This window comes from Pauljensenia sp. C0170B5 (genome assembly GCF_056590195.1).
This window is the reverse complement of the sequence record NZ_JBWPVR010000015.1, coordinates 1-25,805: the sequence shown is the minus strand read 5'-3', so window position 1 is coordinate 25,805 and position 25,805 is coordinate 1. Positions and strand designations below refer to the sequence as shown.

At 59.0% G+C, this 25,805-nt stretch carries 18 protein-coding genes; 7 read left to right on the top strand and 11 right to left on the bottom strand.

What is annotated here, in order from left to right:
- Position 1: 1 nt before the first annotated feature.
- Both dcuC and AC1EJZ_RS10920 read right to left on the bottom strand, forming a co-directional pair.
- Complete coding sequence (gene dcuC, locus AC1EJZ_RS10925) at positions 2 to 1,501, bottom strand: C4-dicarboxylate transporter DcuC (protein WP_480294941.1); 1,500 nt, start codon at positions 1,499 to 1,501, stop codon at positions 2 to 4.
- Positions 1,502 to 1,703: 202 nt separating this feature from the next.
- Positions 1,704 to 2,693 carry a malate dehydrogenase gene (locus AC1EJZ_RS10920; RefSeq protein ID WP_070724908.1) on the bottom strand — a complete coding sequence of 330 codons (990 nt, stop codon included), beginning with the start codon at positions 2,691 to 2,693 and terminating at the stop codon, positions 1,704 to 1,706.
- 227 nt (positions 2,694 to 2,920) lie between these two features.
- Between AC1EJZ_RS10920 and AC1EJZ_RS10915 the strand changes: the two genes are divergently transcribed.
- On the top strand, positions 2,921 to 4,069 hold the full coding sequence (locus tag AC1EJZ_RS10915; protein WP_480294940.1) for a PPK2 family polyphosphate kinase: 1,149 nt from the start codon (positions 2,921 to 2,923) through the stop codon (positions 4,067 to 4,069).
- A gap of 195 nt (positions 4,070 to 4,264) precedes the next feature.
- Here AC1EJZ_RS10915 and AC1EJZ_RS10910 read toward each other — a convergent pair whose 3' ends face one another.
- From AC1EJZ_RS10910 to AC1EJZ_RS10890, 5 genes are all read right to left on the bottom strand, one after another.
- On the bottom strand, positions 4,265 to 4,543 hold the full coding sequence (locus AC1EJZ_RS10910) for a hypothetical protein (protein WP_480294939.1): 279 nt from the start codon (positions 4,541 to 4,543) through the stop codon (positions 4,265 to 4,267).
- 378 nt (positions 4,544 to 4,921) lie between these two features.
- Positions 4,922 to 6,664, bottom strand: a complete 1,743-nt coding sequence (gene pgi, locus AC1EJZ_RS10905) for a glucose-6-phosphate isomerase (RefSeq protein WP_480294938.1) — start codon at positions 6,662 to 6,664, stop codon at positions 4,922 to 4,924.
- 48 nt (positions 6,665 to 6,712) lie between these two features.
- On the bottom strand, positions 6,713 to 9,073 hold the full coding sequence (locus AC1EJZ_RS10900) for a 6-phosphofructokinase (protein ID WP_227469036.1): 2,361 nt from the start codon (positions 9,071 to 9,073) through the stop codon (positions 6,713 to 6,715).
- A 731-nt stretch (positions 9,074 to 9,804) separates the two neighbouring features.
- Complete coding sequence (locus AC1EJZ_RS10895; RefSeq protein ID WP_480294937.1) at positions 9,805 to 11,022, bottom strand: NADP-dependent isocitrate dehydrogenase; 1,218 nt, start codon at positions 11,020 to 11,022, stop codon at positions 9,805 to 9,807.
- Positions 11,023 to 11,231: 209 nt separating this feature from the next.
- A complete protein-coding gene (locus AC1EJZ_RS10890; RefSeq protein ID WP_480294936.1) occupies positions 11,232 to 11,552 on the bottom strand; it encodes a DUF3017 domain-containing protein in 321 nt (106 codons plus the stop codon).
- A gap of 303 nt (positions 11,553 to 11,855) precedes the next feature.
- Here AC1EJZ_RS10890 and pta point away from each other — a divergent pair, with 303 nt between their 5' ends.
- The 4 genes from pta to AC1EJZ_RS10870 all read left to right on the top strand — a co-directional run bounded on the left by pta (position 11,856) and on the right by AC1EJZ_RS10870 (position 15,261).
- Positions 11,856 to 13,358, top strand: coding sequence for a phosphate acetyltransferase (pta, locus tag AC1EJZ_RS10885; protein WP_480294934.1), 1,503 nt, complete (start codon positions 11,856 to 11,858; stop codon positions 13,356 to 13,358).
- Between the two features lie 91 nt (positions 13,359 to 13,449).
- Complete coding sequence (locus AC1EJZ_RS10880; RefSeq protein ID WP_058237108.1) at positions 13,450 to 14,655, top strand: acetate/propionate family kinase; 1,206 nt, start codon at positions 13,450 to 13,452, stop codon at positions 14,653 to 14,655.
- Positions 14,656 to 14,689: 34 nt separating this feature from the next.
- Positions 14,690 to 14,845, top strand: coding sequence for a hypothetical protein (locus AC1EJZ_RS10875; protein WP_157886380.1), 156 nt, complete (start codon positions 14,690 to 14,692; stop codon positions 14,843 to 14,845).
- The gene (locus AC1EJZ_RS10870; RefSeq protein ID WP_092648755.1) at positions 14,836 to 15,261 is read left to right on the top strand and encodes a hypothetical protein; all 426 of its coding nucleotides are present in this window, start codon (positions 14,836 to 14,838) and stop codon (positions 15,259 to 15,261) included. The genes AC1EJZ_RS10875 and AC1EJZ_RS10870 overlap by 10 nt, the downstream gene beginning before the upstream one ends.
- A 60-nt stretch (positions 15,262 to 15,321) precedes the next feature.
- On the opposite strand, the gene AC1EJZ_RS10865 is transcribed toward AC1EJZ_RS10870, so the two are convergent.
- The 3 genes from AC1EJZ_RS10865 to AC1EJZ_RS10855 form a co-directional block, all read right to left on the bottom strand.
- Entirely contained in the window at positions 15,322 to 16,665 is a 1,344-nt protein-coding gene (locus AC1EJZ_RS10865) for an MFS transporter (RefSeq protein ID WP_092648756.1), read from the bottom strand.
- Positions 16,666 to 16,964: 299 nt separating this feature from the next.
- On the bottom strand, positions 16,965 to 18,353 hold the full coding sequence (locus tag AC1EJZ_RS10860) for a class II fumarate hydratase (RefSeq protein WP_058237111.1): 1,389 nt from the start codon (positions 18,351 to 18,353) through the stop codon (positions 16,965 to 16,967).
- A 160-nt stretch (positions 18,354 to 18,513) separates the two neighbouring features.
- Positions 18,514 to 19,557, bottom strand: a complete 1,044-nt coding sequence (locus AC1EJZ_RS10855) for a LacI family DNA-binding transcriptional regulator (RefSeq protein ID WP_480294933.1) — start codon at positions 19,555 to 19,557, stop codon at positions 18,514 to 18,516.
- Between the two features lie 329 nt (positions 19,558 to 19,886).
- Between AC1EJZ_RS10855 and phoA the strand changes: the two genes are divergently transcribed.
- Positions 19,887 to 23,150 carry an alkaline phosphatase gene (gene phoA, locus AC1EJZ_RS10850; RefSeq protein WP_480294932.1) on the top strand — a complete coding sequence of 1,088 codons (3,264 nt, stop codon included), beginning with the start codon at positions 19,887 to 19,889 and terminating at the stop codon, positions 23,148 to 23,150.
- 285 nt (positions 23,151 to 23,435) lie between these two features.
- Here the strand turns inward: phoA and AC1EJZ_RS10845 are convergent, their stop codons facing one another.
- On the bottom strand, positions 23,436 to 24,560 hold the full coding sequence (locus AC1EJZ_RS10845; RefSeq protein ID WP_092648759.1) for a GuaB3 family IMP dehydrogenase-related protein: 1,125 nt from the start codon (positions 24,558 to 24,560) through the stop codon (positions 23,436 to 23,438).
- Between the two features lie 208 nt (positions 24,561 to 24,768).
- Here AC1EJZ_RS10845 and AC1EJZ_RS10840 point away from each other — a divergent pair, with 208 nt between their 5' ends.
- Positions 24,769 to 25,476: an exonuclease domain-containing protein gene (locus AC1EJZ_RS10840; RefSeq protein ID WP_092648760.1), complete on the top strand. Its 708-nt coding sequence runs from the start codon at positions 24,769 to 24,771 to the stop codon at positions 25,474 to 25,476.
- Positions 25,477 to 25,805: the final 329 nt, after the last annotated feature.

Here is a 25,805-nt window from a genome sequence, read left to right as displayed (position 1 = left end):
CTTAAATGAGGGCTCGAAGCAGGTAATCCCACACGATCGACGAGGTGACCATGATCACGTAAGCGGGGATCATGACGGGGATTGTTCGTTTGACGAGGTCGACCGGGCTGACATCACCAAGTCCGGCAACTGCAATCACGACGCCTGCGATAGGCGACATGGAGCGACCGATGCCTGATGCCAGTTCCATTGGCTGAGCCAGGAACACGGTGTCAACGCCCAGGGGTTTGGCAATGTCGGGGATAAGTTCTGAGAACGCGAACCACGGTGCGTTGCCGGAGCCCATCAGGACTGCTGACAGGAAGATCACCAACGTCATGATGATGGTGATCGGAATTGCCCCCATGTTGAATCGCTCGGCGCCATCAATAATGAACGAAATAAACCCGAGCTGGGTTAAACCGGCAGCAAACATCTGGCCGCCGACGATGAGTGTCACGATGTTGACGAATTGGCGACCCATGCCCTCGAAGAAAACGGAGAAAGCGTCCGCGCCGCGTTGGAATGAACGGTAGCGAATCATTTCGCAAATAACGGCGAGCATTCCGGAAATAATCATGGCGGTTGCCACGTTCATTTTGATGCTGGTGATCACGAAAGGCGAGAAAACAATGAGCAGGACCAGTGGCGTAAATGGAAGGAGCGCGTATGCCTTCGGGGTCGGCTTGTCGACACGTTCAGCTTCCTTGATGTCCGCCTTGGTCTTGGCGGCGGTGTCGGACCCACCTTTTGCAGCGCGTTGTGCCAGGGCCGACTTTCCGCCCGAGGACCTTTTAATACCTGCGAGCTCAGCCTTGATTTCATCCCAGTCTGCTTTGTCGGGAGTAGTTCCGGCCTTGCGGTCGAAGTACTGCTGGACGAAGTAATGGAGGATGAACACCGATGCGACAACCACCAGTGCGACGGGCAGCTGGTATTGAATGAAATATTCCTGGACGGTCATGCCGGACGTCTGGGCCGCCATATTGGCGTTTGAGGAAGCAGGGCCAAGGTCCAGACAGCTGCCGGTCGCGATGACGCCCGTGGCAGACAGTTTCGAGATTCCCAGGGATCGCAGGAGCGGATAGACGGTCACCATCAGCAGCATCGCCAGGCCAGCTGCCGATGGAATGATCAAGCACAGTGTCTGAGCCAGGATGTAGGTGGAGGCAAGAACAACGTAGGGCTTGTTGATCTTCTGGAGCGGTTTGGTTGCGATGGCGACCAGTGCTGATGATGCACCGACTCGGTCCATGACCAGCGAGAAACCGCCGACCGCCATGATGATCAGACCGAGCTTGGCACCTAGATTCCCGAACGTCTGAGTGATCTGGTCGAAGACATCCAGGAACGCCGAGCCAGTGGTCTGGTCTTCATCCATCAATGGTTTCATTGACAGTGGAATAGCGCAAAGCAGCATAAATAGACCGGAAAAAATCAGGACGGTCTGCGGATGATAACGGTGAAAAATCAGATACGCCACAACCACGGTCGTGGCAGTCGCTATGAGGAACCCAATCATTTGAATCCTTTCGATATTGTTTCCACACTGCATCGTTGAAGTGATAACAAACTCTATCTCTGAAAACAGGGATGGCGCATTCATATTCAAGTATGCCAGTCACAGCACAAAAAGAACGCTGGATGCGCCTCCTGATTATTGCTCGTGGAGCAAGTCAGGGAGGGCGTTCCAGCGTTCTTCTGGACTGTCCTGCTGGCGAGAACTACTTGATGAAGCCGAGGGCTTTCACTGCGTCGTATTCTTCCTGCAGAGCCTTGATGTTGTGGTCGATGCCGGCGCGGGTGGCTTCGGAGATTTCGAGGCCTTCAACGATCTGGTATTCGCCGTTCACTGCGCGCACCGGGAAGCCGAAGGAGAAGCCTTCAGGAACGTCGTAGTGCGAGCCATCTGAATGGACACCAGCGGTGACCCATTCACCTTCGGGCGTGCCGTGGATCCAGGTGTGCATGTGGTCGATTGCGGCGTTGGCTGCCGATGCCGCTGAGGACGCGCCACGTGCGGCGATGATGGCGGCGCCACGTTTGGCAACGACAGGGCGGAATTCCTCGTCGAGCCACTTTTCGTCAACCAGGTCGGTGGCCGGCTTTCCATCAACGGTGGCGTAGGAGACGTCCGGGTACTGGTCGGCCGAGTGGTTGCCCCACACAACAATGTTCTTGATGTCGCTGACAGCTGCACCGGTCTTGTGGGCCAGTTGGCTGATGGCGCGGTTGTGATCCAGACGCATCATGGAGGTGAAGCGGTTGGCTGGCACATCGGGCGCAGCGTTGGCTGCGATCACGGCGTTCGTGTTGGCGGGGTTACCCACGACCAGGACGCGCACATCTTCGGCTGCACCAGCGTTGATTGCGGCACCCTGAGGTCCGAAGATTCCAGCATTGGCTTCGAGCAGGTCAGCGCGCTCCATGCCCTTCGAACGCGGGCGTGCACCCACGAGCAGGCCAACGCTGGTTCCCTCGAATGCCTTGGTGGCGTCATCGAAGATGTCGACGCCGGCCAGCAGCGGAAATGCACAGTCGTCGAGCTCCATGGCTGTGCCTTCAGCTGCCTTGACAGCCTGGGGGATCTCCAGCAAATGAAGCTTGACTGGAACGTCGGGTCCGAAAATTGCGCCGGATGCGATGCGGAAAAGCAGCGCGTATCCAATGTTTCCAGCGGCACCGGTTACGGTGACGATTTTGGGTTGAGCCATGATGTGGAACTCCTTGATTGAATGATCGAGCGTTCCCGGTAGGGTTCGCGTTCCGGCCCGGATCCGTGCTCCGAGCTCTCATGACAAGCCTACGGCGCAATTTTGTCCTTTACTAGGGAAAGCAGTCCCAAGTTTGCGACGACTCTGTGCAAAACGGTCGATCTTTTCCGCATTTATAGGCGTTTCTAAGGTGTAAAAGAGTTGCCCTCGTCACTAAAATGTCACCCATGGGTTCGAAGAAGAAAAAGAAGCGCGCCGACCGAGCAGATGCCGTGCCTACACGTGCCTCGACGATGGATTCTTCCCGGCAGCGAGGCTGGACAACTGATCCGCGCAAACTGCTTGCCGTTCACGGAGAGCTGGATTTGGCAACCATTTACCGTGACAAGACTCCCGGCTGGGACGAGGGTAAGAAGGACGGCCAGAAAGCTATGGAAGATCAGGCAACTGATCTGGCCGAGCTGCAGGAACGACTCTTTGCGCAGGCTCACAGCGATAACGGCAGCTCTGAAGCAGTATTGATCGTCCTCCAAGGGCTTGATACCGCCGGTAAGGGCGGCATTGTGCGGCATGTGATGGGGTTGGTGGACCCGCAGGGCGTGTCTCTGGCGGCGTTCAAAGCCCCCACGAAAGAAGAACTCAAGCACCATTTTCTGTGGCGCATTCGCCGCGAGCTTCCCGAACCTGGAATGATTGGCGTGTTTGACCGCTCCCACTATGAGGATGTCTTGGTGCCGACGGCGCAAAAACTGGTGGATCACGATGATGAGCATGGGCGCTCATGGGTCGTCGACGATAAGACCCTTCGAGATCGCTACCGCGCCATCAGGCGTTTCGAAAAGCGCACCCTGGAAAAGGGTATTCATATCATCAAGATTTTCCTTGCGATTTCTTTTGAAGAGCAGGGGGAGCGGCTGCGTGAGCGCCTCGACCGTCGTGACAAGCACTGGAAGTTCTCGACTGGCGACCTGGTGGTGCGCAATGAGTGGTCGCAATATCAGCAGGCGTATCAGGAAGTGATTTCGCGGACCTCCACTGATGACGCACCGTGGTATGTTGTCCCCGCTGATCGCAAGTGGTATGCGCGGTTGGCGGTTTCGGAGATTCTGCGCCGCACGCTTATCGACATCAATCCGTCGTGGCCTCAGGCCGACTTCGATGTTGACCAGGCGCTTGTTGATTGGGAGAAGACGACGTCGCCGGAGGCTTTGGCTCGCTTTGCGTTCGAGCGTTCAGATTCGCATGAAGAGTTCCTCGACGCCCTCGCGGTAATGGACGAGGACGACGAGGGTGACTCTGATGACTCACAGTCCGCTCATTCAGGTGATGATGCGGATGAGATTCGCCTGTCCACTGACGCGTTCCGATACAACTAACTGTCGGAGCACGTAGCTGCCGGAACACGGTGAGCGCGGTAGGTGCACTGTCGTGCTCACGTTGATTCTGGCAGCTTGCCCACACCGCGGGGCTTAGGTCCTGTCAGGCGCTCCGCGGTTTGAGCCATCGGAGACGGGCCCGGCCCCTTCCGGGGCGGCCACACGTTTACTGGCGGGAAGTACCCTTCGCGTCGTTTACAGGCGGCGGATAAACTCCACTGCAACTTCAAGCGGGACAGGATCTTGCTTGATGAGGGCCCGCGTTGCCCTGATTTCGCCGCGTTTATCGGTGTCGCGGATGAGGCGCAGTGAGTCTTTATCAACGGGAGATTCTCTTAACATGCGGTCGATTGAACCGCCGTACTTGGCGGTGAAGTAGTCGGTTCGGTTGCTCGGCATATTTCGCCGCGCAGCCACCGCTGCGGCAGCGATCAGAAGGATTAGAACTACAGCCACAATAAACCCGACAATCATCACGGACTCCATCCCTCGACGTTTGCCTCCATTTCGGCTTTCTTGAGATTCCCCCTCTAGGATGTCAGAACTCGGGGAACATCCTTGGCCTACTGCCGTGTTGTTGAGATTTTATCTACACCGACTTATGTGCCGGTGTGTCTGTTTTTCTTACCATGTCGTCCACAGAGTTTCTACCTCTCTTATAAATGCCGACCGCGACCGAATGTCGGCACTTAGAATCTTCGTACTGAAGCGCCCGAGTCCTACCATGAGCTACACCGTCGTTAGCTCACCGCACACAAAAGTGGCTGCAGGACCTATCTCAGTTCCTGCAGCCACTGGCAAGCATTCAGATATACGGCGCTGAGTCACCCCGTCGGCTTACCCATCGGTTGCTTAGTCTCGCCGGTAGGCGCGGTAGTACTCGATCAGCGCGCGAGTGGAAGAGTCCACCGACGCCAAGACGTCCTCATCGCCGGTAATGGCAGGCATCAGGCCGCGGGCGAGCACTTTACCAAGCTCCACGCCCCACTGATCGAAGGAGTCAATCCCCCAGATAGCGCCTTGGACAAAGGTGATGTGCTCGTACAGAGCTATCAACTGCCCCAGAACTGACGGTGTCAGGCTGGGTGCCATGATCGACGTGGTCGGACGGTTTCCACCGAAGATGCGTGCCGGCACGATTTCCTCGGGAGTACCTTCCGCGCGCACCTCCTCAGCGGTCTTGCCAAACGCCAGTGCCTGAGTTTGAGCGAAGAAGTTCGACAGGAACAGTTCATGCATGTCGGCACCATTCTCACCGGCACCTTCGTCGCGCAGATTCCACGTCGGGTTGGCGAATGCGATGAAGTCGCTCGGCACCATGCGGGTCCCCTGATGAATCAACTGGTAGAAAGCATGCTGACCATTCGTGCCAGGCTCACCCCAGAAGATTTCACCCGTGTCGTAGTCCACCCGAGCCCCGTCATAGCGCACTGATTTGCCGTTGGACTCCATCGTGAGCTGCTGCAGGTAAGCAGGGAAACGGTGCAGATACTGTGAATATGGCAAAACCGCGTGAGTGTCAGCACCCAGGAAGTTGCCGTACCACACGTTGAGCAGACCCATCAGCAGGGGTACGTTATCTTCAGGTTTGGCGGTCGCGAAGTGCTGGTCAACCGTGCGCATACCGGTGAGGAATTCCTCGAAGCGTTCCGGACCAATTGCCACCACAAGGGACGTACCAACCGCGGAGTCCACCGAATAGCGCCCGCCGACCCAGTTCCAGAATCCAAACGCGTTGGCAGGATCGATGCCGAATTCTTCGACCTTGTCCAGAGCAGTCGACACCGCAACGAAGTGACGCGAGATCGCTTCTTTTTCACTCACCGTTTCAGCGCTCTTCTCACCAGCGGCGCCCGCCGATTCGGCAGAGCCGCCCTCGGCAATGATGCCGCGTTCGCGCAACCCGGACAGCAGCCATTGACGCACGACCTTGGCGTTCGTGATTGTCTCAAGGGTTGTGAATGTCTTCGAGGCCACGATGATCAGCGTGGTCTCAGGGTCAAGGTCCTTCGTTGTTTCTCCCGCATCGGTCGGGTCGATGTTGGAGATGAAGCGGCATTCGATGTCATCCTGGACGTATGGCTTGAGCGCCTCGTATGCCATGACGGGACCGAGATCGGATCCGCCGATGCCGACGTTGACAATTGTCGTCAACGGTTTTCCGCTGGCGCCCAACCACTTTCCTGCACGAACCTTGTCCGCGAAGGCGTAGATCTTCTTGAGTTCTGCACGCACATCCTTGACCACGTTGACACCGTCAACTTCCAAAACGTCATCGGGTGCGCGGCGCAGGGCGGTGTGCAGCACTGCGCGGTCCTCGGTGACGTTGATGTGCTCGCCGCGCAGCATAGCGTCGCGCCGCTCCCCCACGTTGCACTGCTGCGCCAGCTCAAGGAGGCGCTCCAGAACGTCGGAGGTGATGAGGTTCTTCGACAGATCCACGTGCAGGTCACCCACGCGTCGCGTCCACTGCTGGGCACGGTTCGGCTCGCTCTCGAACCATCCGCGCAAGTCAGGAACAAAGACTTCTGCCAGCTCGTCGAGTTGTCCCCAAGCTGAGGTTGTTGTCGGATTAACGGGAGCTTCCATCCCCATTGCGTCCTCCTTCATAGAGCGTATGTCTGGGTCACAGTGCCGCAGCGCTCACTCGCCATCAGCTGGAACAGGCTCAGCCAGCGAGATCGACACGTCGGTCAGTGGTGTATCTGAATGCTCCAAGGATACGGCAGACAGCACGGGCAGCAGTTCGAGCCACCATTGTTCAATTGGCCTGCGGTTCTCAGAGTCCAAATCAGCTGACATTGATTCTACCGGCCGCGCCTCAATGTCGTTTTCAATCATCCCGATATAGACCGCGCGGTGGTCATCAGCATCAAACTGTTCAGCCAGGTGCTTCAATGCGTAATACACGAGCCTTGTGGCGAGCAGTCGGTCAAAGGGAGTCGGTGCTCCTCCCTGCTGCAGATGGCCGAGGGCGGAGTCACGCACGTCGAAAAGCCCTTGACCTTCAGCTTCGAACACTGAGGCGAGGAATTCTCGGTCATAATGCGCGGACACTTCTTCATTGACAACCACCAGGAACAGGCGCCGACCTTCTTCGAACGCTCTGCGCATGCGCTTGGCGTCCTTGTCCAGATCGGCCAGGTCGAAATTGCGCTCATGGATGTAGGCGTATTCGGCGCCGGTTGCCATCGCGGCCATGAGGGTGAGGTAGCCGCAACGTCTGCCCATCGTCTCGGCAACAAAGCAGCGCCTCGATGCGGCAGCCGATTCCTTGATACGGTCCAGCGCCCACACAGCATTGTTCAGCGCGGTGTCAGCACCAATAGACAGCTCCGCGCCGGGAAGATTGTTGTCAATTGAGGCCGGCACCAGGATCATCGGAATCTTGAACGCTGGGTATCGTACCCGCTCAGCAGTCATATGTTGGACTGCCAGGTACGCGTTCAGTCCTCCGATAATGACGAGGGCGTCGATGCGGTTGCGTTCGATTGCACGGCCAATCTCATAGAACTGTTCCACTGTCGGAATCGCGCGGCGAGTGCCCAGCTCCGCACCACCGTGGAAGGCCCAGCCTTCTACGTCTGACCACGTGAGATCGCGGACTCTCCCATCCATCAGGCCTGACCATGATCCGTCAACGCCCAGCATCCGCCAGCCTCGTGCGATACCCAGACGAACCGCTGCGCGAGCTGCAGTGTTCATACCAGGTGCCAGTCCGCCGACATGCAGGATCGCGACTCGTTTCGCGTCGTCTGCAATCGTGATGTCAACCGGAGGCGCTGACAGTATCTCATTGACTTCCAGCATGGTTGAGAACGAGGAACCTCGCGCCTGCTGCGCTGCCGTGTAGTCGCCAGCCGCGATCATCGCTTTGACGGAGCGTGTGCGTTTAATTGCTCTGGTGAGCGGAATACGAGTGACGCGATTGTGGCGCACGCCCAGCACACATGGGGAAAAATCGTCGCCTGCTTTCACAAGTTCCTGGACGGCTGCGTATCCGAGCAGTGTCGACATCCAACGGTCGTATGCCGAGGGTGATCCGCCTCGCTGAGTGTGGCCCGGGATTGTGATGCGGGGGTCTTCGCCTGTTCCTTCACGTAACGCGTCGGCCACGTTTTGCGTGGTGATTGGTTCGCCGTCTTGGTCGGTGGCTCCTTCTGCGACGAGGATCATCGATTCGCGTCGTCCGGCTGCGCGTCCTGCGAGGAGCTTGGAGCACATGTCTTCCTGCCAGCCGGGGCCTGCCGGGTTTTCCGGCGTAAATACATAATCCGCGCCGCCTGCCACTGCCGACATGAGCGGGAGGTACCCACAATGCCTGCCCATTACTTCGATGATGAAGGTACGTTGGTGCGATGCAGCGGTGGAGGATATGTGGTCGATGGCGTCGATGATGCGGTGCAGCGCGGTGTCCGCACCGATCGTCATATCTGTGCCGACCAGGTCGTTGTCGATGGATCCAACCAGGCCGACCACCCGAAGGTACTCATGGCGGCGGGCGTCCTCATCGCTGATTTCCCCCTCGTCGCGAAGCTCACGGATGTGTTGGGGCCACTCGTCCTGAAATTCTTCTGAGCCTGACAGGGAGCCGTCGCCGCCGATGGTGACGAGCCGGTCGATTCCGTTCCTGACAAGGTTCAGGACTGCGCGGTGGCGCCCCTCGTACTCGCGGAATTCGTCGCACCTCGCTGTGCCGATGATGGTTCCGCCTTCAGCGAGGATGCCTGACGCGTCTGACCATCCCATTTCCTTGATGGCGTCTCCGCCGCTGACAGCACCTGCCCACCCTTCCATAATGGCGTAGGGGTGCGCCCCGCGGGCCAGGCAGCTGCGAACAACGGCGCGCACGGCTCCGTTCATTCCTGGAGCGTCACCACCAGACGTGAGGACGCCGATTCGCGGAGCATCAGGATCTGTGTCGACCTGCGGCGTATTGGGATCATGCGTATTCGACGAATTATCGAGGGTCATTGCCTCGGTGCTGGTTGGCTCAGTCGACATGAAGTTCCTCCAAAATCGTACCGGTGCATCTGCGTTGCTGGCCTCGCAGGTCACGAAGTTCAGCATGCCCGTAACTAGACTACCGTCAATTGGCCCGACGGGGCATCTCGCAATTGCCCGCTCATCGTGTCAGTGACGGCCAACGCGGCGCCAGTGAATTCTCGCTTCACCATTGCGACACGCGTTCCTCCCTTCGCCCGTTTCTTTCCCCCTCACTTTCCCCTCGCCCCTCTTCATTCCTCTGCCCCCTCACGTCGTTGCCTTTTTCACCCCTCTCCTTCTCTTTGCCCTCTTCGCCCCCTTCGCCCCCCTTCTGTCGATCAGGACGAGGTACGAGGGTGACCTGATCAGCTTTCATCACCATCGATGCAGTTCAGAGCGGTTCGCCTGAAAAAGAGTTACCAGTTCAGCCGCCCAGATCGACAGTTGTGTAAGTGGCGGGGATGGGAGGAGTGGTCTCGCATCAGATCGACAGGTGGGTATATGGGAGGGCGCCAACAATGCGTAGTAGACGAGGACTGCGCGCGAGTGCACCGACTTAGCCGATGGGCCTGAGTGCGATTAACCCTTTGCGAGACTGCGCGCGAGTGCACCGACTATGCACACCAGCACAGGACACCGACTATGCACACCTACACGACAGGCCGCGGCATACATCGACACACCGCATGAAAGAGCGGCGCAGCATCTGCCGTGGACACTGCGCCGCTCCTTCAGGTAACAGCTACGAGCTACTTCAATCGCGCCTGCAAGTTTTCGTCCAGAGCTGTCAGGAACTCTTCCGTTGTCAACCACTGCTGATCCGGTCCGATCAGTCGTGCCAGATCCTTCGTCATTTGGCCGCCCTCGACAGTCTTGATAACGACGTCTTCAAGGGTCTGCGCAAACTCGGTCACTTCCGGCGTTGAGTCCAGCTTGCCGCGGTGTGCCAGGCCTCGGGTCCACGCGAAAATCGAGGCAATCGGGTTGGTGGAAGTCGGCTTGCCAGCCTGATGCTGACGGTAGTGGCGCGTAACTGTTCCGTGAGCGGCCTCGGCCTCCATCGTCTTGCCATCTGGGGTGAGCAGAACTGACGTCATGAGGCCCAGGGAGCCGAATCCCTGTGCAACGGTGTCGGATTGGACGTCTCCGTCATAGTTCTTACACGCCCAGATGTACCCGCCTTCCCACTTCAGTGACGAGGCCACCATGTCGTCGATCAGACGGTGCTCGTACGTCAGACCCGCTTTTTCAAACTCGGCCTTGAATTCGCGGTCGAAAATGTCCTGGAAGATGTCTTTAAAGGCTCCATCGTAGGCCTTCAAAATGGTGTTCTTCGTTGACAGGTAGACGGGGTATCCGCGCTGCAGTCCGTATGCGAATGAGGCGCGCGCAAAGTCGGCAATCGATTCGTTGAAGTTGTACATGCCCATGGCAACGCCGCCACCCTCGGGCACCTTGACGACCTCATGTTCGATGGGCTCAGATCCGTCTTCAGGGGTAAAGGTAATCGTGACCGTGCCGGCCGAGGGGATCTTGAAGTCTGTTGCGCGGTACTGATCGCCAAATGCGTGACGTCCCACAACGATTGGCTTGGTCCATCCAGGAACAAGGCGCGGAACGTTCGAGATGATGATGGGTTCGCGGAAAATGACGCCACCGAGGATGTTGCGAATCGTGCCGTTGGGAGAACGCCACATCTTCTTCAAACCGAATTCTTCGACACGCGCCTCGTCAGGAGTGATGGTGGCGCATTTGACGCCGACACCGTGTTCCTGGATAGCGTGCGCTGCATCGATCGTCACCTGGTCGTCGGTGGCATCGCGGTTCTGGATCGACAGGTCGTAGTAGCGCAAGTCGACGTCCAAGTACGGGTGGATGAGGCGATCTTTGATGAATTGCCAGATGATCCGTGTCATTTCATCGCCGTCAAGTTCGACGATTGGTCCTTGTACCTTAATGGTTGACATTGTCGGACTGCTCCTTACGGTCTTCAGATCTTCGCAATCAGCACGCCATCTGCAGCGCGCGCGGTGATGTGGTTCACCTAAAAAGAAGATTACTCGATATCGAGATATCTTTCAGCACTCTGGCAGGTTTTTGCTCTCGATGGCCGGCTTCGCGCGTGGCACCCGAGCTTTCGGTGGCGAAGGAGTCCGACTGGCAGAGCTCGCCACACCTAGCTGGCGACGGTCGCAGTAAAGGGCGAGAGGAACCAGATGGCGCTCGCCAAACCGGCGTACAACGCGACGTCGAAGAAGCGGCGACGCGAACCGAACCACACAGGAGTTGGCCATATCGCCCGCGTTACAGCAAAGGCATACAACATCACAATCAGCACAACCACCGTCCGATGCGGATGGTCGAACAGCGTGAAGACCACCATCGTCACCACGCCGAGGCACGTCAAAATAATCGTCGCGGTTCGCAGTATCGCGTTCACGCGACGATCGAGCGGATGCGTCCGACCGTGCTCGGAGCCGGCTTCAGATGTACTCATTGCCTTTACTGTATCGGCTCTGCTTCGTCACACCTACTGCGCCACATCAAGTGACAGAGTCGGCACCGTGCACGCCACCTGAACAAGGCAGCACACACGAACCATCCAAGCGTCGCGCACCCATCCATCACAAAGACCTCAAAAGGAGACGCACACCACTGAAGTGCCCCAAACGTGGGCACATCCACAACGTTTTGCCCCAAGATTACGGCATGGGTCACGCTCGCGGCGATACCATGAAACCAGTGTCCCGTCGTCGCGAATCCGGTGAGGGACTTCCTCGTAGTAGAGCTAGGAGAGACAGTGACCGACCGCTACCTCGTCATTCAACCCGAACCTACCGTCAACGCTACACAGATATGCGATGACCTCGTATCTGCACTGGAAAAGGACCACTCAGTGACCCGTGCGGACACCCTCCTGGACACTTCCATCACAGAGGTTGCGCAGGACTCCGCTTCAGCTTTCGCTCACGTCATCAACGCCGTTCGCGCCGATTCATCCGACGTAACCCTGCTCGAACATGCAGACTTTTCCGCAGTGCCCACTTTCGATTCAATCGGATGGAGCCTTGACGTCGCAGCCTCCGTAGGTGCGCGCGTCATCCTCGTCCTCGATGCCGAGGGCGTCCCTGCTGACCTCGTGAGCGTGCAGGCCCAGGCGGCATGCGCTCGAGCCAGAGCCCATCACGCGCAAGTCGTGGCACTGATCGTGCCGGGTGTGCGCGCCGAATCGGTTTCATGCGAGCAGATTCCCGTCATTTCGGACCGCCTCGACCAGAACACCGTGGAGCAGATTACCTCGGCAGAACTGGCAGGCGTCGTGACCCCTGTGTCGTTCCAGGCTGACCTCATTGATCGTGCCCGCGCCGATCGCCAGCGCATCGTCCTTCCTGAGCCTGATGACGATCGCGTCCTGCAGGCGGCTGCTGAGGTGCTCGAACTGGGCATTGCCGACATTATTCTGCTGGGCGATGAGGCTGCCATCCGCGAGCGCGCACAGCAGCTCAACCTTGACATCGCAGGCGCGCGAGTAGTGGCACTCGACGATGCTGAACTGGTCGAAAAGTACGCCGAAGAGTTTGCTCGCCTGCGCGCTAAGAAGGGCGTCACCATTGAGCAGGCCCGCGAGAAGATCCGCGACGTGTCCTACTTCGGCACGATGATGGTGCACATGGGCGATGCTGACGGCATGGTGTCCGGTGCAGCTCACACCACGGCTCACACGATTGTGCCCTCCTTCCAGATCATCAAGACGGCACCGGGCGTGTCGATCGTTTCCTCCGTGTTCCTCATGCTGATGAAGGATCGCGTGTGGGTCTTTGGTGACTGCGCCGTCAACCCGAATCCCACGCCAGAACAGATCGCTGACATCGCGATTTCATCGGCTAAGACTGCCGAGCAATTCGGCGTGGAACCGCGCGTCGCAATGCTGTCCTACTCGACGGGCACGTCCGGCTCCGGCCCCGATATCGACGCAACTGTGGAGGCCACGCGTCTTGCCCGAGAAAAGGCCCCCGAGCTGGCCATCGAAGGCCCGATTCAGTTCGATGCTGCGGTGGATCCGGCGGTTGCCGCCAAGAAGGCGCCCGATTCTGATGTTGCCGGACAGGCGAACGTGTTCATCTTCCCGTCACTGAATGCCGGCAATATCGGCTACAAGGCCGTCCAGCGCTCGTCTGGCGCCGTGGCTGTCGGCCCGGTGCTGCAGGGGCTGAACAAGCCCGTCAACGATTTGTCTCGAGGAGCTTTGGTGGAAGACATCGTCAACACCATCGCTCTGACCGCTGTCCAGGCACAAGGCTGAGCAGTAGTCAGGTGGTGCGCCGCCACTCCAGGCGCACCACCGGATCCCATTTGTCACTATTTACGGAAACTTCCAACGAAAGGCCACCCGCGTGTCCACAGTTCTGGTCATCAACTCCGGATCGTCCTCCATTAAATATCAGCTGATCAACCCCGTGTCGGGAGACGTCCTCGCCAAAGGAATCGTCGAACGAATCGGTGAGCCGGTCGGCATCATCACGCACAAGCATGCGGGCGAGGAACTCGTTCGTAAAGAGCCGGTCCCCGATCACGGTGATGGGCTGCAGAAGGTTCTCGCCATTTTTGACGAGGTTGGCCCCACGCTTGCTGAAGCTGGGATTGTGGCCGTTGGCCACCGAATCGTGCAGGGCGGATCCTACTTCGATGGGCCCGCACTGGTGGACGATCATGTGCGCGCGTTGATTGAAAAGCTGTGCACACTGGCACCGTTGCACAACCCTGCACACCTCAAAGGCATCGATGTTGCGCGTGAGCTGATGCCCGACGTACCGCACGTGGCAGTCTTTGACACCGCGTTCTTCCAGCATCTGCCCGAGGCGTCGGCAATGTATGCGATTGACCGCGATGTTGCCCGCCAGTACGGTATTCGCCGCTATGGTGCTCATGGCACGTCTCACCAGTTCGTCTCCGAAGAGGTTTCCAAGATGCTGGGCCGCGATGACCTCAAGCAGATTGTGCTGCACCTGGGCAACGGCGCGTCGGCCTCGGCCGTGGACAGCGGGCGCGCGATCGACACCTCGATGGGGTTGACGCCTCTGGAGGGCCTGGTGATGGGCACTCGTTCAGGCGACATCGATCCAGCTGTTGTGTTCCACCTGCAGCGCGAAGCTGGCATGACAGTCGATCAGGTTGACGAATTCCTCAACAAGCGCTCCGGCATGAAGGGCATGACCGGCGAAGCTGACATGCGCACCAACTGGGAGCTCATTGAAAACGGTCCTGAGGAGATTTCCAAGCGCGCACGCGCGGGCATGGATGTGTACATTCATCGCCTGGTAAAGTATGTGGGCGCGTACTGGACGGAGCTGGGCGGACTGGACGCCTTGACGTTTACCGCTGGCATTGGCGAAAACGATCCGGGCGTGCGTGAAGAGCTATGTGATGCCCTCGCACCGTTCGGTGTGAAGATCAACCATGATCTGAACTGGGAAAACTGGCATGTCAAGGCTCCGATCGTCCTGTCACACCCTGATTCGTCAGTCACCGTTTTGTGCTACCCCACCAACGAGGAGCTGGCGATTGCACGTCAGGCTCTGAGCCTGGCTCAGCACGACTGAAAGAACAGGTTTCCGGAAGCGCTCCTGAGGAGACATGTCTGAGGTATTCCTCTCGGATCTGGCTCCTCGGGGCGTGACCGGATTCCCTTCCTCTGATATTCGGAGGAGGAACGATGAACCGATGGTGCTGCGCACAGATGTGATCGCTGCCCTGCGCATTGATACAGAAAGTACGGAGACATGGCTCTAGCTGTTTTCACCATCTTCGCGTGGGTCAGCGCGGCTATTTTGCTGGCTGCCGGCGGCTACCTTATCAACCAGGCCCGGCGTATTCGACGCCCTGGCCTCCCCATGGGATCATCGTGGGGTATCCCGATTGAAGAAGCGCGCGTCAGCGAAAGCGCATGGCGTGCCGCTCATCGTGCAGCGTGGCCACTGGTCGGTGCCGCCGGTATCATCTGTGCCGTCCACTCCATTGCAATCATCATGACGTTGTTGTTTATGGGCGACGATTTTTCTTCTTTTGTCCTGATCCTGATCTGCATGGGTCTGTTCACCGCTGCACTGGTGCAATGGTTGGCGCGTGCTGGAGCGAAGTCTGCGGCACGCGCAGCTGTGGCATCAGAATCTGACGTGGATTCTGACTCTAATTCTGACTCTGACTGAGCCGCGCCCAGCGCTGCTGCTCACTGAGAGGCACAGGCGCTTCGCTGGAAGTGCGGCGGCTTAGCTCAGTCGCCCTCGTCGATCGCGAGGGGCAATGATCCACGCCGTCGCCAATGTCAATGCGCCACTGACGGCAAGCACGGCCAGCACTGCCCGCAACGAAGTAGCTTCAACAATCATGCCCATGATCGGCGGCGACAGCAGAAACGCCAAGCGCATCAACCACGTCACGATTGTCAGTCCACTACCTGTTTTCATCCTGGGAATGTTGTCTGCCGCGTTCATGGCGATTGGCACAATTGCCGAGCATCCCGCACCGGCAAGAACCATCGCGAGGATCATCGTGGCCACATGCGGGTAGACGAAGGCAACAACACCGCCGACAAGCACCATGGCACCGCCTATGAAACTCGTCCCGCGCGCACCGATCGCGTCGATCACTTTGTCAGCAACGATTCGGCCGATGGCCTGCGAGAAGAGCAGCACGACAAACGCGAGTCCTGCAGCTCCACCGGGGATCCCCAGATAGTCGCGCATAATCAGAGCGGACCACGCGTTTCCGGCGTCTTCAACCAGCGTTCCTGAGATCGACAGGAATGTCAGCGTTGTGATGGCAACAAGAGTGCTGACGGCCACCGGACGTACCTGCTGCGTCTGAGTTGATTCCGCTTGGTCACTGGCGATATCGGGGCCTCCCGGTGTTGTGCGTCCCGACAATGTCATTGATTCGGCGTCGGTGATGCGTTCGATACGCTCCGGTACGTCATCGCTACCGGGAAGGGTGAAGCGGTACGCAGTGAATCCGACAATGATGAAGATCAGTGATGAGCCGGTCAGGTGCCAGCCCAGCGGAATGTGCAGCGAGGTGGCGAGGGAGCCCATGAGGCCGCCAGCCACTGCACCGATGGACCACGCCGCGTGGAAGGAATTAATGATGGAACGCCCATAGAGTTTCTGTACACGCAGGCCGTGGGCATTTTGTCCCACGTCGGTCACGGAGTCGAACGCGCCGCCAGAGAAAAACATGACGGCGTACAGTATGTAGACGGCAGTGGCCAGTGTTGTTCCGGTTGCCTGCGCGCCAAGGGAAGCGCGCCACGTGGCGATCAGTCCGACGATTGAGAGGAATACACCGATCCCCACGGTTCCCAGGCATGCTGTGCGAGCGGATGAAAAGCGGCGGATGAACGCTCCCGCCAGTGGTCCTGCGCAGATTGCTCCCAGTGGGAACAGTGCGATGGTCAGACCGTAAATTGAATCAGACAGCGCGAAGATGTCTTTGATTTCAGGGTACCTGGGTATCAGGTTCGAAAAAAGGGCACCGTTCGTGAAGAACAGCGCGGCGACAGCCAGGCGGGCTGCTCGTGCCTGCTGGAATGTCACTTTCTGATTCGGTGGGGGCACGTGTTCTCCTCAAGACCCGCACGGTAATTGACCTGTCGGTAGGACGCGTTCCATGCTAGTCCTTTCGCAGGGCAGGCGCGAGAAATCATGGCGCTTCGTCATGCTCATCGGACACAGTACCGTCTCCTGATGCTGCCGGGATAGTACCGGGATGACGCCAGATGATGCCGGGGGTTTTGCCGAGTGGTCGCTTGCATGCGACCACTCGGCGATTCAGCTGCCACGCAGACAACAAAACGAGGGCGACTCAGCAGAGCCGCCCTCGTTCCTGACTTCAGTCAGTGTGATTCACCAACGAATCAGAATGAACCGGTCATTGAGTGAACATCCAGAGCCTTGTCCAGCTGTTCTTCGGTCAGCTCACCACGCTCCACGAATCCCAGGTCAAGGGCTGCCTCACGCACTGTGATGCCCTTCTTGACGGAGTGCTTCGCGATCTTGGCAGCGTTTTCGTATCCGATCAGGCGGTTCAGCGGCGTCACGATTGACGGTGAGGACTGCGCCAGCGTCAGACAGCGCTCTTCGTCCGCCACGATGCCGTCAATGCAGCGTTCGGCCAGTACTGCCGTCACGTTGCCCACGATGTTGATCGACTGCAGCAGATTGGCGGCCATCACGGGCAGCATCACCAGCAGATCGAAGTTGCCCTGCGAACCGGCAAACGTGATCGCCGCATCGTTGCCAATGACCTGAGCGGCAACCTGCACAGTTGCTTCAGGCAGAACCGGATTGACCTTGCCGGGCATGATTGAGGAGCCTGGCTGCAAGTCGGGCAGGTGAATCTCACCAATACCGGCGCGCGGGCCGGAGCCCATCCACCGCAGATCGTTGGCGATCTTCACCAGCGACACAGCAACCGTGCGCAGCGCACCCGACAGTTCGACCAGCGAATCCTGAGCGGCCTGAGCCTCGAAGTGGTTGTCTGCTTCGCGCAATGGCAAACCGGTGTGCTCGGCGATCAGTTCGATCACTCGAGCCGAGAAGCCCTCCGGCGTGTTGATGCCGGTGCCTACGGCCGTACCGCCCAGCGGCAATTCAGCCAGGCGGGGCAGCGCTGCTTCAATGCGATCCAGGCCGTGCGAGATCTGTGCTGCATATCCGGAGAATTCCTGGCCCAGCATGATCGGTGTGGCATCCATCAGGTGGGTGCGGCCCGACTTGACGATATTGGCAAACTCTTTCGCCTTGGCGTCCAGCGAGGCGTGCAGTTTCTTCAGTCCTGGCTGCAGCACCTCAACGACCGCCTGATATGCGGCGATATGGATCGAAGAGGGGAACACGTCGTTGGAGGACTGCGAGGCGTTGACGTGGTCGTTCGGGTGAATCTCCTTACCGGAGGCACGGGTTGCCAGCGTGGCGATCACCTCGTTGGTGTTCATGTTTGACGACGTGCCCGAGCCGGTCTGGAAGATGTCGATCGGGAAGTTGTCGTCGTGCTGACCGGCGATGACCTCATCGGCGGCGGCAACGATGGCATCCGACGTTTCCTGGTCGATCACGCCGAGCTCCAGGTTGGCCAGCGCCGCTGCGCGCTTGATTTCGCCCAGAGCCGCAATGTGGTGGGAGTTCAGCCGCTCACCCGAGATCGGGAAGTTCTCCACTGCTCGCTGCGTCTGCGCGCGGTAGAGTGCGTCGGCGGGGACGCGAACCTCACCCATCGTGTCGTGCTCGATACGGTATTCAGTCATGAAAGCTCCTTGGGTGGAAAACTATGTCGTTCCTATTGTCCGTCATATTGCCCGCTTCGGCGAGGGACTTTCGTGGGACTGTCGGTGAAGCGCCTCGCACAGTCTGCCGTCGCGCGGATCGTACCTGCCCGAGCACGCTTGCTCCTCCGTCGCGCACAGGCTATTGACGAGGGCGGCCTTGTCCACCTGGCTCTGCCGTTGACTGGCGGACGATGAGGCGGGTTGGGACTGAACGCAGTGTCGGTGCGCCACCGTTGAGCATCTCAATAGCAAGGTCAACAGCATTGGCTCCCACTTTGTCCCAGTCTTGAATGACTGTGGTCAGCGGCGTCGGGAACTCCACTGCCTCGTCAATATTGTCAAAACCGATCAGCGAAACGTCCTCGGGAACGCGCAGACCGCGTTCTAGCAGGGCGCGAAATGCTCCCAGCGCCATCTGGTCGTTGGCCACGAAGATGGCGGTCGGCATGTCTGTGCGCTTCTCACACACCGCGTCAAGCAACGCGCTGCACGCCAGATAGCCCGATTGTGGACTCCAGTCACCGCGCCAGATGCGTCCTGCTGGAAGTTTAGATTCGGACAGTACCGCTTCATAGATGCGGCGTCGCGCCTGCGCGGAATAGGAGTCCGTCGGTCCGCTGATATGGTCAATGCGCCGGTGTCCCAGATCAATCAGGTGATGCATGGCGTCGCTCACGCCTGACGTTTGTTCGAAGTCAACGGCGCTTGCCTCGTCCCACAGGCGTGGCCCGAGGACGACCAGCGGGATGCCCTGCGGCAGGTGGAGAGCCGCGTCATCCTGGAATTGTGACGGGATAATGGCAATGGCAGCGTCCACAGTCATCTCACCGAGTTTGGTGAATGCGCCGTCAGTGGCGCGCCGAGTCGACGCCTGAAGCGGTATCAACGTGGTGGCGTATCCGCGCTCAGCTGCCGCCTCTGAAATGGCTTCAAGGGAACGGTAGTTCCCAACGTCGTGCAGGGAGTAGTACACCACTCCCAGGGTGTCGAACGAGCCGCGTTTCATGGCGCGTGCCGCACTGTTGGGTCTGTATCCCAGTTCTTTCATCGCTTCGAAGACTCGTTGGCGTTTGTCGTCGACAACGTAGGGTTCGCCGTTCGAGACGCGTGAAACGGTCTGCGGGGAAACACCCGCAAGTTTGGCGACATCAGCCATTGACGCGCGCTTGCGACGAACCGGCATCTCATGTCCTTTCAGTCATCTCACCCTTGACCGCGCGCACCGCATGTGATTGATCAATCATCGTCGACGGTCGAGGGGTCCAGACCGCCACGAACAGACGGCATCTGGACGCGTGACCAGCGTTCTTTCTTGAATGATAGCGTCATCAGATTCGTCAGGCGGCACTTGGTGACCTGCATAGTTTTGAAGTGTTTACCTTTCTGTTACACGGTGTCACCGAACTGTTGCGTTGGGCTGCTTTGCTACAGATAGTTCGTCGTTACGCTTCTGCCTTTCCTTGCGTGCGCAGCGAAGAACATCCAGTAACACCTCCAGATGAAGGCAGGAAGATGCATTCACGTCGTAATCGGCGCGTGGGTCTGGCGTGTGGAACCGGTGCTCTGGCTCTGGTTCTGACACCCCTGTGCATGGCGGCAGGTGTCGCCGACTCCCCCACGACGCATGAGACCAACAAACCAGAACAATGCACTGCATTCGACTCCAATGGCAACGTTGTTGCTCTGCAGCCGGGCGATTGCGCGCAATACGGTGTGGAGGGTCAGGGACGCACTGACGCTCACGCAAAGAACGTTATTCTCATCATCGGCGACGGCATGGGCCAGCAGGAAATCACCGCTGCTCGTAACTACCTCGTCGGCGCTGCCGGCCGTTTCGAAGGAATCGACGAGCTGACCAGTGAGGGACTGTACACTCACCACTCGGTCAACAAGGACGGCTCGTTCAACTACGTCACCGACTCAGCTGCATCGGGTACCGCATGGGCAACAGGCACGAAGACCTACAACAATGCGATCAGCGTTGACATCAAGGGTCAGCCCGTCGCCAACCTCATCGAAGTGGCGAAGAACAAGGGCATGCGCACCGGTAACATCACGACGTCAGAGATCCAGGACGCAACACCTGCCGTCATGGGCGCACACGTGGCGTCACGCTCGTGCTACGCCCCATCCGGCAAGAAGAAAGCGAAGTGCCCCGAAGATCAGCGCGTTAACGGCGGCCTGGGCTCCATTTCCGAGCAGCTCATCGATACCCGCGCCGACATCACCCTCGGCGGTGGCGCATCATTCTTCGACACAGAGGTCATGGCTGATTCCGGCAATACGAACCCGTTCCTGACCGGTAGCGCGAAGTACAACACTACCTGGACGAAGGGCGCAAGCGTCCTCGACAATGCCAAGAACAATGGCTACCAGGTGGTGACCACCGCTGACGAACTGAATCAGGTTACCGTAGCTAACCAAGATACCCCTGTTCTGGGCCTCTTCGCACCAAGCAACATGACGACCACCTTCGCGCCGTCACAGGCCACGATTGGCGGAGCGAAGGGCGAGGCCATCCAGTGCACGAAGCAGGACATCGGCACTGAGCCTGAACTGGAAGCCATGACCGACAAAGCTATCGAACTCCTGAACAAGGACAACGATAAGGGCTTCTTCCTCCAGATCGAGTCTGCCTCCATCGACAAGCGCGACCACGCGTCAGACGCATGCGGCCAGATTGGTGAAACTAAGCGTCTCGACGAAGCTACCAAGGTCGCTCTCGACTTTGCCAAGCAGGACGGCGAGACACTGGTTCTTGTCACTGCTGATCACTCTCACACCAGCCAGATCGTGGCTGATGGTTCCGACAACGTCTCCCCGGTGACGCGCCTGCTCACCGCTGACAATTCCACCATGAGCATCGCGTATGGTACGAATGCCAGCGGGTCGCAGCAGCACACGGGCGCTCAGTTGCGCGTCGCTGCTTTCGGTCCGGGTGAAGAAAATGTTCTGGGTCAGACCGACCAAACCGACCTGTTCTTCACCATCGCCAATGCCCTGAACATGAACCCATACCTGGACCGTGCAGGCAACGGATCCAGCGCCCGCGCAGCCGTGCCCACAGGCACGTTGACGAAGCCTGTTCCCGCTCAGGATGCATTCACCACCTGCAGGATTGTTGAAAAGGACGGCACGGTTCACGTGCCCGCAGCCGGCGAATGTTCACAGTACGGTGCAGACGGCCCGCAGCGTTCAGGTTCTGAAGGCGAAGCCAAGAACGTCATCTTGTTCATCGGAGACGGCATGGGCGATTCGGAAATCACCTCCGCGCGCAACTACCTGTACGGTGCAAACGGACGCCTGCCCGGAGTCGACAATCTCGACTACACAGGCTCCTACACGCACTTCGCACTCAATAAAGACGGCACAGTCAACTACGTGACCGACTCGGCTGCATCCGCAACCGGATGGTCGACCGGCACGAAGACCTACAACGGCGCGATCGGTGTGGACCTGCAGGGAAATGCTGTGTCAAACCTGATGGAGAAGGCGAAAGCGGCCGGGTACAAGACCGGTAACGTCACCACCTCTGAAATCCAGGACGCCACACCTGCCGGCGCTGCCGTTCACGCACTGAACCGCAAGTGCTACGGACCTGAATACGACAAGAACAGCAGCTCCTGCCAGGGTGATGAGTACCTGAAGCAGTTCCGTGAAAACGGCGGACTCGGATCGATCTCCGAGCAGCTCGTTGACGTGCGCGCTGACGTGACACTGGGCGGTGGCGCAAAAGCCTTCGACCAGACAGTTCAGGTTGACGGCACATGGGGCGACACCACGAAGTGGACTGCCGGCAAGTCCGTCGTCGACAACGCCAGGGACAACGGTTTCCAGGTGGTCACCACCGCCGATGAGCTTGATGCTGTCACCAAGGCCAACCAGGATGCACCTGTTCTGGGACTGTTCTCCCCCGGCAACATGCCCCGCATGTTCAACGAGACGGTTCCGACCACGGATGGCGCTTCGCTTACGGCTCAGTCCTGTGAGTTCAACCCGGAGCGCACCGCGGAGATCCCCACACTGGCAGCAATGACTAAGAAGGCCATCAACCTGCTGCAGAACGACAAGGGCTTCTTCCTGCAGGTGGAGGCAGCCTCGATCGACAAGGCCGATCATGCTGCTGACGCATGCGGCCAGATCGGCGAGCTCGACGACCTCGACCAGGCCATCCAGGTGGCGCAGAACTGGGTCGCCACCAGCGGCCAGCCGACCTTGATTGTGGTAACCGCTGATCACGCGCATACCAGCCAGATCACCAGCGGGGGCACCGAGACATTCGGCCGCACCACCAAGCTGCGCACAGCCGATGGCTCCGACATGGTGATCAACTACGCCAACGCTGGAAGCAACGACGATGACGTGGCTCTCGGCGGCCAGGGACACACCGGTGCACAGCTGCGCGTCGCAGCCTCCGGCCCGGGTGCTGAGAACGTTGTGGGTCGCACCGACCAGTCCGACCTGTACTACACGATGATCAATGCTCTTGGCTTTGATTCCGCGCCGCTGGCTGTCGATAATCAATTCGTCGCCACGTCAGAGACCCCTGACCAAGGCAAAGGAAAGGGCACCGATCCTGCCGGCGGTAAGGGTCAGGTCAAGCCCGACACCACTGGTAAGGGCCAAGGCACCGATGCTGGCGACAAGAAGTACGCTGCCAGCCGTCCGGGAATGGCACGCACCGGCTCAACCGCAATTCCGCTCGCGGCCGCAGCTGCTGTGCTCGTCACGCTCGGCGCTGGCGCAGGTCTGTACACGCGTCGCCGCTCACACTAACCCCTAAGCTCCTTCACGGAGCGCTCGCCGTGCCTCAGGGGCCTCACATGCGAGTTTTCGCCCGGCGAGCTCACGCAGTCACCCTCGTCAATTACTGACGAGGGTGACTTGCTGTCTCGAAACGATACCTGTTGTCTGAAACAAGCAGCGGAGGGGTGTACGAGGCTATGCAAGGGTCGGCCTTCCGTGCGCAGGCCTTAATAACGACACGCAGGCGTTTACGAGGGGCGTAGGAGCTGGCCGCCCACTGCGCGGCGCGTGTATCTCTTAGCGGCCCGCGGGCGGCTACGAGGGCGTATAGGGGCTGACCACAACTTCGACACGCTGCAGATCCTTGACTTCCGAAAATCCGGTCGACGCCATCGTGCGCCGCAACGCGCCTACGAAGTTCAGTGAACCGTCCGCCCTGGTGGAAGGGCCGTAGAGGATCTGTTTCATCGAGCCGACTGTGCCGACGTAGGCGCGGTGGCCTCTGGGCATGTCCGGGTGGGTGGCCTCGGAGCCCCAATGCCATCCGCGGCCCGGAGCCTCCTCAGCGCGAGCCAAAGCGGCGCCCAGCATCACCGCATCTGCACCGCAGGCAATCGCCTTAGTCACGTCGCCTGAGCGCCCAATACCACCATCGGCGATGACATGCACATATCGGCCGCCCGACTCATCCATGTAGTCACGTCGCGCGGCCGCAACATCGGCGATCGCTGTTGCGGTGGGAGCATGAACACCCAGGGACTGGCGCGTCGAATGTGCCGCTCCCCCACCAAAGCCAACCAAAACCCCCGCTGCGCCGGTACGCATGAGGTGCAGGGCAGCGGTCGTGGTGCACACGCCGCCAACGATGACCGGCACATCCAGCTCGTAAATGAAGCGCTTGAGGTTGAGCGGCTCGTGGTGAGAGGACACGTGTTCTGCGGAAACGGTGGTTCCGCGAATGACAAAGAGATCCACGCCCGCTTCGACCACCGAGCGCCAGTAGCGCTGAGTGCGTTGGGGAGACAATTTGCCGGCGACTACCACTCCGGCCTGGCGGATTTCCTGCAGGCGCGCGGTGATGAGCTCAGGCTTGATCGGTTCGGAGTAAATCTGCTGCAGGCGTGCAATCGAGTGTTCTTCATCCAGCTGTTCAATTTCTTCCAGGACGGCGTCTGCGTCCTCGTACCGGGTCCACAGACCGTCGAGGTCGAGCACGCCAATTCCACCGAGTTTGCCGAACTCGATCGCGGTTTTCGGACTCATCACCGAGTCCATGGGCGCTGCCATGATCGGGATATCCACGTGGTACGCGTCAATTTGCCAGCCGACGTTGACGTCCTCAGGATCGCGGGTGCGTCTGGCTGGGATCAGTGCGATGTCATCGAGCGAATAGGCTCGCCGGCCGCGTTTTCCTCTGCCGATTTCAACTTCATAGCTCACACTTCGATCCTAGCTGTCCGGGTGGATGTAGTGTTCGATTCACATGAGCGCTGTCATGATAGTGCAGCTCAGCACGGGGATAGTTCACAAATGCCCACGCTTCAGTGCACACTGGACATCGACAGGCAGCACAACTAAGCGACTGACAGATCGACCTGTCAGCGGGTGGATCAGCTCGCCAAGGGCAGCACAACAAAAGGAGCAGAAAATGACGTGGACCGATGAGCCGTGGCTTGGCTTTGACCTCGAAACAACCGGCGTCAATGTCGATGAAGACCGACTTGTCACGGCCGCCCTCGTACGTCGCGAGCACGGTGTGATGGACGCTGGAAGAGACGAGGTGCGCACGTGGCTGGCCGATCCTGGCATCGAGATTCCCGCGAGGGCGTCGGAGGTTCACGGGATTTCGACCGCGTATGCGCGCGAGCATGGCCGCCCAATCGTCGAAGTGCTTGACGAGGTTGCCTCTGCGCTGGTCGATCACTGGTCGAACGGCTTCCCGGTTGTTGCGTTTAATGGTTCGTATGACGTGAGTTTGCTTGATGCTGAGCTGCGGCGTCATGGTGCGGGCTCGCTCGCGGAACGGTTAGGGGGCGAACCCGCGCCGTTGCTGGATCCGCTCGTGCTGGATCGGGCGCTCAATCGCTATCGAAGGGGCAAACGAACGTTGGCTATTCTCGCACCGGCATACGGGGTGCCGCTGGATGAAAACGCGCACACTGCGGAAGTTGATGTTGCCATGACCTTAGATCTGTTGGCAGCGATCGCTCGCGCGTATCCGCAGATCACCACCATGAGTGGCGCCGAGGTCCATGCCTTTGAGAAGCGTGCGCACCGTGAATGGGCGATCCATTTTGAAGAATTCCTGCGCTCGAAGGGGCGTGTGGAGCACATCAACACTGAGTGGCCGCTGTAGCCGACGGTTTACCCGCACTGTATTCGACGTTTTCACTGTCCGTCCGTGCTGGCGTGCCGCGGTGCTGTGGCCGGCCAAGTTGCAGTCTTGTCATGTTGGCATGCTGCCGACTTAGTTGTAGATGCAGCACTAGTGCCACCTGTCACTAAGCAGATGTGCAGACTCTCTAGTTCTCTAGTCCTCTCCTCCGCTCAGTCGCTGCTTTTCCCTGTTGGCTTGGCGTTCTCTTCTCGTGGGTTAGTGTCCGTGGGTTTTTTCGGCGTGGTCGGTGAGGACTTGGTGGGGTTTGGTTAACAGGAATGGGGCGCTGGTTTCTCTTGTGCTTGTAA

Coding starts and splice junctions, on each gene's coding strand:
- dcuC (WP_480294941.1), bottom strand. CDS start 1,501: ATGATTGGGTTCCTCATAGCGACTGCCACGACCGTGGTTGTGGCGTAT.
- AC1EJZ_RS10920 (WP_070724908.1), bottom strand. CDS start 2,693: ATGGCTCAACCCAAAATCGTCACCGTAACCGGTGCCGCTGGAAACATT.
- AC1EJZ_RS10915 (WP_480294940.1), top strand. CDS start 2,921: ATGGGTTCGAAGAAGAAAAAGAAGCGCGCCGACCGAGCAGATGCCGTG.
- AC1EJZ_RS10910 (WP_480294939.1), bottom strand. CDS start 4,543: ATGATTGTCGGGTTTATTGTGGCTGTAGTTCTAATCCTTCTGATCGCT.
- pgi (WP_480294938.1), bottom strand. CDS start 6,664: ATGGGGATGGAAGCTCCCGTTAATCCGACAACAACCTCAGCTTGGGGA.
- AC1EJZ_RS10900 (WP_227469036.1), bottom strand. CDS start 9,073: ATGTCGACTGAGCCAACCAGCACCGAGGCAATGACCCTCGATAATTCG.
- AC1EJZ_RS10895 (WP_480294937.1), bottom strand. CDS start 11,022: ATGTCAACCATTAAGGTACAAGGACCAATCGTCGAACTTGACGGCGAT.
- AC1EJZ_RS10890 (WP_480294936.1), bottom strand. CDS start 11,552: ATGAGTACATCTGAAGCCGGCTCCGAGCACGGTCGGACGCATCCGCTC.
- AC1EJZ_RS10875 (WP_157886380.1), top strand. CDS start 14,690: ATGTCTGAGGTATTCCTCTCGGATCTGGCTCCTCGGGGCGTGACCGGA.
- AC1EJZ_RS10870 (WP_092648755.1), top strand. CDS start 14,836: ATGGCTCTAGCTGTTTTCACCATCTTCGCGTGGGTCAGCGCGGCTATT.
- AC1EJZ_RS10860 (WP_058237111.1), bottom strand. CDS start 18,353: ATGACTGAATACCGTATCGAGCACGACACGATGGGTGAGGTTCGCGTC.
- AC1EJZ_RS10855 (WP_480294933.1), bottom strand. CDS start 19,557: ATGCCGGTTCGTCGCAAGCGCGCGTCAATGGCTGATGTCGCCAAACTT.
- phoA (WP_480294932.1), top strand. CDS start 19,887: ATGCATTCACGTCGTAATCGGCGCGTGGGTCTGGCGTGTGGAACCGGT.
- AC1EJZ_RS10840 (WP_092648760.1), top strand. CDS start 24,769: ATGACGTGGACCGATGAGCCGTGGCTTGGCTTTGACCTCGAAACAACC.